This is a genomic window from Avibacterium endocarditidis, from assembly GCF_002921145.1.
GTDB lineage: Bacteria > Pseudomonadota > Gammaproteobacteria > Enterobacterales > Pasteurellaceae > Avibacterium > Avibacterium endocarditidis.
In genome coordinates this window covers 1-7162 of the sequence record NZ_PQVI01000078.1, presented here as the reverse complement: position 1 = coordinate 7162, position 7162 = coordinate 1, and the positions used below count along the sequence as shown (strand labels likewise).

Below are 7162 nucleotides of genomic sequence, written 5' to 3'. Positions count from 1 at the left end.
AAAACACCGCACTTTTGCAGCGTATAAATCAAATTGTGATGCTGCTGCTCTATGTGATTTTATTCATTATGGGCGTGTCGTTAGGGCATTTGGACGATCTTGCCAACACCTTACCATTAATTGGTATTTCTGCTTTCACTTTTGCTTTAATCATTCAAGGCTGCAATATTCTCGGCTTAATACTGTATGACAAACTACGCCCACAGCCACTTAAACATTTAGGCAAAGATTTACCTTCACGCGGGCGATTATTATTAGACAGCACCAAGCTTTGCTCAATGGTGTTGATCGGTTTTGTGGTGGGAATTTTGACCAAAGAATGGCTTGCTTTTCCTTTTAGTACAAGCACTTATGCCTTAGTGCTGCTGATCTTTTTTGTCGGCATTCAGCTGCGTAATAACGGCATTGCATTGCGTGAAGTCATCTTCAATAAGCGCGGGCTTTATACAGGGCTGGTTTTTATTCTCACTTCATTGTTAGGTGGGATTATTTCCGCTTATGTACTGGATTTACCTGTTACACAAGGCCTAGCCATTGCTTCGGGCTTTGGTTGGTATTCCCTTTCCAGCGTGGTGATTAATGATGCTTGGGGGCCTGTTTTTGGCAGCATCGCCTTTTTTAACGATCTTTCACGGGAAATTGTCAGCTTATTCATTATTCCCTTTTTTATGTTTAATTATCGCTCTACCGCCGTTGGAATGGCAGGCGCAACCGCATTAGATTGCACCTTGCCGATTATTCAACGTTCTGGTGGCATTGAAGTTGTACCGCTGGCAATTAGTTTTGGCTTTGTAACCAATATCGTACCGCCTATTTTACTGGTATTTTTCTCCAGCATTCCCCTTGCTTAAATGTTCACTTTCAGCCTGTATGTTGTGATACAGGCTGAAAAAATTCATCAAATTTCCACCGCACTTTATTTTTACCATTTGGCAATAAGAACGATTCTCTCAAATAGAATAATTATTATTAAAATTCCCTTTAAAAATTAATAACTTACAAATATTTTTAGTTGCAAAAAAGAAAAAACTGGTTAAACTATGCCCACTATATTTTATTGACCATTAAGGAAAGGAGTGGCTATGTTACAAGACGCGATTATTAAAAAACTAAACGAACAAATTAATTTGGAATTTTATTCTTCCAATGTGTATTTACAAATGAGTGCTTGGTGCTCAGCAAACGGCTATGAAGGTGCCGCAGCCTTTTTGCTCCGCCACGCAGATGAAGAAATGATGCATATGCAAAAATTATTCACCTATGTGAATGAAACCACAGGTATGCCATTATTAGGCAAAATTGAAGCACCAAAAAATGATTACAAATCCTTAAAAGAAGTGTTTGGAAATCACCCTTAAACACGAAAAATTTGTTACCGCAAAAATCAATGAATTGGTAGAAGTTACCTTTGAACACAAAGACTACTCTACCTTCAATTTTCTTACAATGGTATGTGGCAGAACAACACGAAGAAGAAAATTGTTCAGCAGCATTATTGATAAATTCAATTTAGTCGGCGAGGACGGACGTTCCCTTTACTACATTGACCGCGAATTTAGCCATATTAGAATAATTAGAATAAAGGAGAGAAAAATGTTATCAAACAACGTTATTAAATTATTAAACGATCAAATGAATTTGGAATTTTATTCCTCAAACTTATATTTACAAATGAGCGCTTGGTGCGAACAACAAGGCTTTGAAGGGGCGGCACAATTTTTATCTGCCCACGCCGCAGAAGAAATGCAACATATGCGTAAATTGTTTACCTATTTAACTGAAACAGGCGCCTTACCAATCATTAGCGAAATTGAAGCGCCACCGCACGAATTTAGCTCATTAAAACAAGTGATTGAAACCACTTACCAACACGAAAAGCTGATCACGAGCAAAATCAATGAATTAGTCGGCAGAACCTTTGAAGAAAAAGACTTCTCAGCCTTCAATTTCTTACAATGGTATGTTGCAGAGCAGCACGAAGAAGAAAAATTATTCAGCGGTATTTTAGATAAACTGAATCTTCTTGGCGATGACGGCAAAGGATTATTCTTAGTGGATAAAGACCTTGCAAAACTTGCTGTGAATCACGGTTAGTTGTCATTGGTTATTACTAGAAAGCCAGCTACTCGCTGGCTTTTTCTTTGTCTGAAATTTGCTGATTTTCCACCGCACTTTGGATTTTTTCATAATGGCAAGTGCGGTAGAAAAATGCGGAAAGTAGTACGCAGAGCATTAAAATAATTTGGATTAAACGTTTTTGGTGAGTTTTTCCTGTTGCCATTATTATTTCCTTAACAATTATTTAACTATTTAAAACTTCTTAATTTTACCATTTAGTGGTATCATTTCTTGCGTTAGATCAATTTTATATGATTTTTTCTGCTTTACCGAGTTATTTGAGGATTAAATGAAGATTTTAGCTAATGACAGTAAAATTGGGCGTCGTGTTCAATCCGGCGGCTGTGCCATTCACTGCCAAGATTGTAGTATCAGCCAACTCTGTATTCCTTTCACATTAAATGAACACGAACTAGATCAGCTTGATAACATTATTGAACGCAAAAACCTATTCAAAAATCTCAAGTCTTATTCCAAGCTGGCGATCCTCTTACTTCTCTGTACGCTATCCGTTCTGGCACGATCAAATCTTACACTATTAGCGAAACTGGCGAAGAACAAATTACGTCCTTCCATTTGCCCGGTGATCTCGTTGGCTTTGACGCAATTACCAATATGCAGCACCCAAGTTTTGCACAAGCCCTAGAAACCGCAATGGTGTGTGAAATCCCTTTTGATATTTTAGATGATTTATCAGGCAAAATGCCAAAACTGCGCCAACAAATTATGCGCTTAATGAGTAGTGAAATTAAAAGCGATCAAGAAATGATCCTCTTACTATCTAAAATGAATGCGGAAGAACGCTTAGCCGCATTTATTCATAATCTTTCTCGCCGTTACTCCGCTCGCGGTTTCTCAGCGCGGGAGTTTCGTTTAACAATGACTCGCGGCGATATTGGCAATTATTTAGGCTTAACCGTTGAAACCATTAGCCGTTTGCTAGGACGTTTCCAAAAATCAGGTATGTTATCCGTGCAGGGTAAATACATCACCATAAATAATATGGCAGAATTATCACAACTTGCGGGGGTAACCAAAACGCGCATTCAAATGGTGAGCTAATTTACTTTTCCGCTCTTTCTAGTGCAACAATATGTTGCACTAGATCACGTTTTTTCCCACTCTAACTTGTTATTCTTGCCAATCTCTTCTATGCTATAAGACACTTAACCATCATTTGGAGGTTGTTATGAAATTTAAAAATATCTTGGTTGTGTTAAATCCTGAAAATGAAAAGCAATATGCCCTTGCTCGTGCGGTGCGTTTAGTAAAAGAACAAAAAAGTGAAAGCAAGGTAAAAATCACTACCTTTATGACGGTTTATGATTTATCTTATGAAATGTCTGCGCTACTTTCTTCGGAAGAACGTGAAAATATGCACCAAGGTGTTATTGAGCAACGCCAAAAAGCAATCAAACCTTATTTGGACAAATACGCTGATCCAAATATTGAATTTCATTCAACGGTGGTTTGGAATAGTAATGAAGCTGAAGCCATCGCCGAAGAGGTTGAAAAAAATAGCTACGATCTTGTGGTGAAATATACACAGGAAGAAGAAAGCATTACTTCGCTAATTTTCACCCCGATGGATTGGCAGCTATTACGCAAATGCCCTGCGCCAATAATGATCGTGAAAGATGGAGATTGGAAACATCAACGCCGTATTTTGGTTGCCGTTAATGTGTCAGATGATGAAGATCATCATAGCCTACTCAATAATGAATTAGTTACACTCGGCATTGATTTAGCAGATAGTTTGGAACGTGGAAATGTACACCTTGTTACAGCCTATCCGCCAACACCGATCAATATGGCAATAGATTTACCGGAATTTAGCACCGCAGATTATAGCAATAGTATCCGCGGACAATATTTGATCAATATGAAAGCTTTACGCCAAAAATTTAATATTGATGAAGATCACACTCACGTTAGAGAGGGTTTCCCTGAAGATGTTATCCCTGAAGTAGCAAAAGAATTAGGGGCAGAAATGGTAGTACTAGGCACAATAGGCAGAACAGGACTTTCCGCCGCTTTCCTAGGAAACACCGCTGAACACGTTATCAGTAAATTAAATTGCAATTTATTAGCGATTAAGCCGAATGACAAATAAGGCAAAAATATAATACAAAAAAGCTGATTTCACATTTGAAATCAGCTTTTTCATTTCAACATCTAAAACAACAGATTATTTTGCATAAAGCGGAGCTGGACCAATAGGACCACCTTTCGTTGTTGCCTCTTGTTGCTTTAATAATTTACCTGATGAAGAAATTTCTACACGACGGTTATCACGTAAACAGTCTTTTAATGCTTGGCCCCCAGCAACATCATCACAAGCTTTAACTTGATATGCCTTTCCATAACCAATTGCTTCAATATGTGCTGTTACTCCCTGTTGAATTAATCTAGCCTTAACTCTATCAGCTCGACGTTGTGAAAGTTTCAAGTTATACGCTACAGAACCCAAACGGTCAGTATGACCAGACACCTTAACATCTTTAGCTTGTGCTTCTTTCAACTGTTTAGCTACGTTATCAACAACCTCAATTCCTTTTGGTGAAAGAGTATCTTTATTAAAGTCAAATAAGAAATCACCTTTTAAGCTGAAAGATAAGCTACCATTACAGCCATTCGGATACCAAAAGAAACTTTGGGCATTCATATCTTTGTCAAATAAAATTTTGTACTGACAGATTTTGTGCTCACCATTTTCACGGTAGTTAAACACATAATCCCATTCACGCACACCGAATAAGCCTTCTGCGAAATGTGGACGATCGATCAAGTTATAAATTTGATCTTTATTCATACCACGCTCAATCATTCGTACGTTATCCCAATTTGGCCAAGAGCCATATTGACTACCATCGTGGTTAAATTTAGAATCCTCAATTTTCGGCCAAACTAGATCTTCTGATGTACCTTCATCAGTAACCTTACTTAAGTTTCCGCATGCTGCTAATGTCGTTGCAGCAACAGCTGAGAATAAAAGATGTGATAATTTCATATTTTTACCTTAACACTATAAATAAATCATTACTTGGAAATGAACGGAATGCCCAAATGGCATTTTTGCTCGGCGCTATTATATAGTAAAGCTAATTATCAATAAAGTAAATTAACAAAACCCTTTACTATGCGAAATCCAACAAGTTTTTTGTCAAATAATGTAAAGATAACGTTTTTTATATTTTACCCTTAGTACAAAGTCCGCTCATTACGCTTCAACCAGCTCAACAACAGATTATCGGCGCTTTCTTCAGCTTGTTTTCCTAATTTCTGCACAAGGGATTTTTTCATTGTGTATTTCACTGAAAGCACGAGTTTGTCTTTAATGGCTTGTAAGATATCAAATCATCGCTGGTAGCAATTTCATCGACTAAGTTTAATCCTAGTGCCTGCTGACCAAACCAATGTTCCCCCGTGGCGATTTGCTCCACATCAATTTGTGGGCGGTGTTGAGCGACAAATTGTTTAAATAATTGATGGGTTTCATTTAACTCTTGTTGGAATTTTTCTTTGCCTTTTTCAGTGTTTTCGCCGAGTAAGGTTACGGTGCGTTTATATTCGCCTGCTGTCATCACGTCCACATCAACATCGTGTTTTTTCAGTAAACGATGAATATTCGGTACTTGCGCCACCACACCAACTGAACCAATAATAGCAAAAGGCGCGGCAATAATTTTATCCGCCACGCACGCCATCATATAGCCACCACTGGCTGCCACTTTATCCACGGCTACGGTTAATTTTATTTGATGCTGTTTCAAGCGCGCTAACTGAGAAGCCGCAAGCCCATAGCCGTGTACCACGCCACCAGGGCTTTCCAAACGCAACAACACTTCATCTTCTGGTTTAGCGACGGCGATAATGGCACTCACTTCTTCACGAAGTGCGGTGGTTTCTGACGCAGAAATATCGCCTTTAAAACTCAACACAAATAAATGGGGCTTGCGTTCGTTTTCTGGATTATCGCCTTTTTTACGCTTTTCTTTTTCTGCTTTGGCTTTTTGTTTTTCTTCTTTTTTACGCGCTTTCTCCGCTTGTTTTAACGCATCTTCAGAAAGATGAAACTCCGCCAAACGCTTGGTGTTTTCTTCATATTCTTGCGATAAATCGGTAATCACTAACTCCCCTGCTTGGTGAGATTTTTTCTGTTTAAACGCCATAATCATCGCGACAATCCCTGCGATAACCAATAACACCGTAAGAATTTCTAGAATAAATAAGCCATAGCCCATTGCTAATTCTGACCACATAAGCTGTCCTTTTTGTTAAATAAAAATCAAAATGCGATCATAAAGCATTTCTGGCAAAGTGCAATTTTCCGCTTATTATTTACCATTAAGAAAAAATCTTTTTCCTTTTTTACGATTGTTCTAGAAAAAATTCGCTCTATAATGACCGCACTTTATGATAAGCACAGTTTAAGGATTTATTATGTCAAAAGTTCTTGTTTTAAAATCGAGTATTCTCGGCGATTATTCACAAACCAATCAACTTGCAGACTATCTTGTATCAAAATTACCCGCAGGAACAGATGTGGTTGTGCGTGATTTAGGCGCTAATCCATTGCCACACTTTGATGGCGTTGCTGCCAATGCCTTGCGTGGTGAGCCAAAAACAGAACAAGATAAAACATTGCTAGCCCTTTCCGATGAGTTAGTAGCAGAATTAAAAGATGCGGATACCATTGTCATCAATGCGCCAATGTACAACTTTAATATTCCAACTCAATTAAAAAAAGCTACATTGATTTCATTGCCCGTCCGCGTGTTACGTTCCAATACACAGAAAACGGCCCTGAAGGCTTAGTGAAAGGCAAAAAGCGATCGTTTTAGCCTCTTTCGGTGGTGTTCACCAAGGACAAGCCACCGATGTTATCACCCCTTATTTAAAAACGTTCCTTGGCTTTATCGGCATTGATGATGTTGATTTTGTTTATGTAGAAGGCGTAGGTTCTGGCGCAGAAGTCGCGGCAAAATCGCAAGAACAAGCGAGAGCGAAAGTGGATACATTGATTTAATGTATATGAGAAAAA

6 protein-coding genes and 4 pseudogenes are annotated in these 7162 nt (G+C 38.4%); 7 read left to right on the top strand and 3 right to left on the bottom strand.

Going from position 1 to position 7162, the window contains the following annotated elements:
- The 4 genes and pseudogenes from C3Z13_RS06015 to ftnA all read left to right on the top strand — a co-directional run.
- On the top strand, window positions 1-851 hold an 851-nt coding region (locus C3Z13_RS06015), incomplete at its 5' end, for a LysO family transporter (protein ID WP_103855331.1).
- A gap of 231 nt (window positions 852-1082) precedes the next feature.
- On the top strand, window positions 1083-1358 hold the full coding sequence (locus C3Z13_RS13015) for a ferritin (RefSeq protein WP_425427460.1): 276 nt from the start codon (window positions 1083-1085) through the stop codon (window positions 1356-1358).
- Window positions 1342-1452, top strand: a pseudogene (locus C3Z13_RS13010) (ferritin-like domain-containing protein); the annotation flags it as partial. The gene C3Z13_RS13015 and the pseudogene C3Z13_RS13010, both read left to right, overlap by 17 nt.
- A 141-nt stretch (window positions 1453-1593) precedes the next feature.
- Window positions 1594-2094 carry a non-heme ferritin gene (gene ftnA, locus C3Z13_RS06005; protein ID WP_103855330.1) on the top strand — a complete coding sequence of 167 codons (501 nt, stop codon included), beginning with the start codon at window positions 1594-1596 and terminating at the stop codon, window positions 2092-2094.
- Window positions 2095-2122: 28 nt separating this feature from the next.
- Here the strand turns inward: ftnA and C3Z13_RS11670 are convergent, their stop codons facing one another.
- A complete protein-coding gene (locus tag C3Z13_RS11670; protein WP_181022021.1) occupies window positions 2123-2281 on the bottom strand; it encodes a hypothetical protein in 159 nt (52 codons plus the stop codon).
- A 126-nt stretch (window positions 2282-2407) separates the two neighbouring features.
- On the opposite strand from C3Z13_RS11670, the pseudogene C3Z13_RS06000 reads away from it, so the two are divergent.
- A pseudogene (locus tag C3Z13_RS06000) lies at window positions 2408-3180 on the top strand (FNR family transcription factor).
- A 127-nt stretch (window positions 3181-3307) separates the two neighbouring features.
- Window positions 3308-4231 (top strand): universal stress protein UspE, encoded by a 924-nt coding sequence (gene uspE, locus C3Z13_RS05995; protein WP_103855329.1) that lies wholly within the window; start codon window positions 3308-3310, stop codon window positions 4229-4231.
- Between the two features lie 75 nt (window positions 4232-4306).
- On the opposite strand, the gene C3Z13_RS05990 is transcribed toward uspE, so the two are convergent.
- Both C3Z13_RS05990 and sohB read right to left on the bottom strand, forming a co-directional pair.
- Entirely contained in the window at window positions 4307-5128 is an 822-nt protein-coding gene (locus C3Z13_RS05990) for an OmpA family protein (RefSeq protein ID WP_103852500.1), read from the bottom strand.
- Window positions 5129-5319: 191 nt separating this feature from the next.
- A pseudogene (gene sohB, locus C3Z13_RS05985) lies at window positions 5320-6380 on the bottom strand (protease SohB).
- A gap of 181 nt (window positions 6381-6561) precedes the next feature.
- On the opposite strand from sohB, the pseudogene C3Z13_RS05980 reads away from it, so the two are divergent.
- Window positions 6562-7147, top strand: a pseudogene (locus C3Z13_RS05980) (FMN-dependent NADH-azoreductase).
- Window positions 7148-7162: the final 15 nt, after the last annotated feature.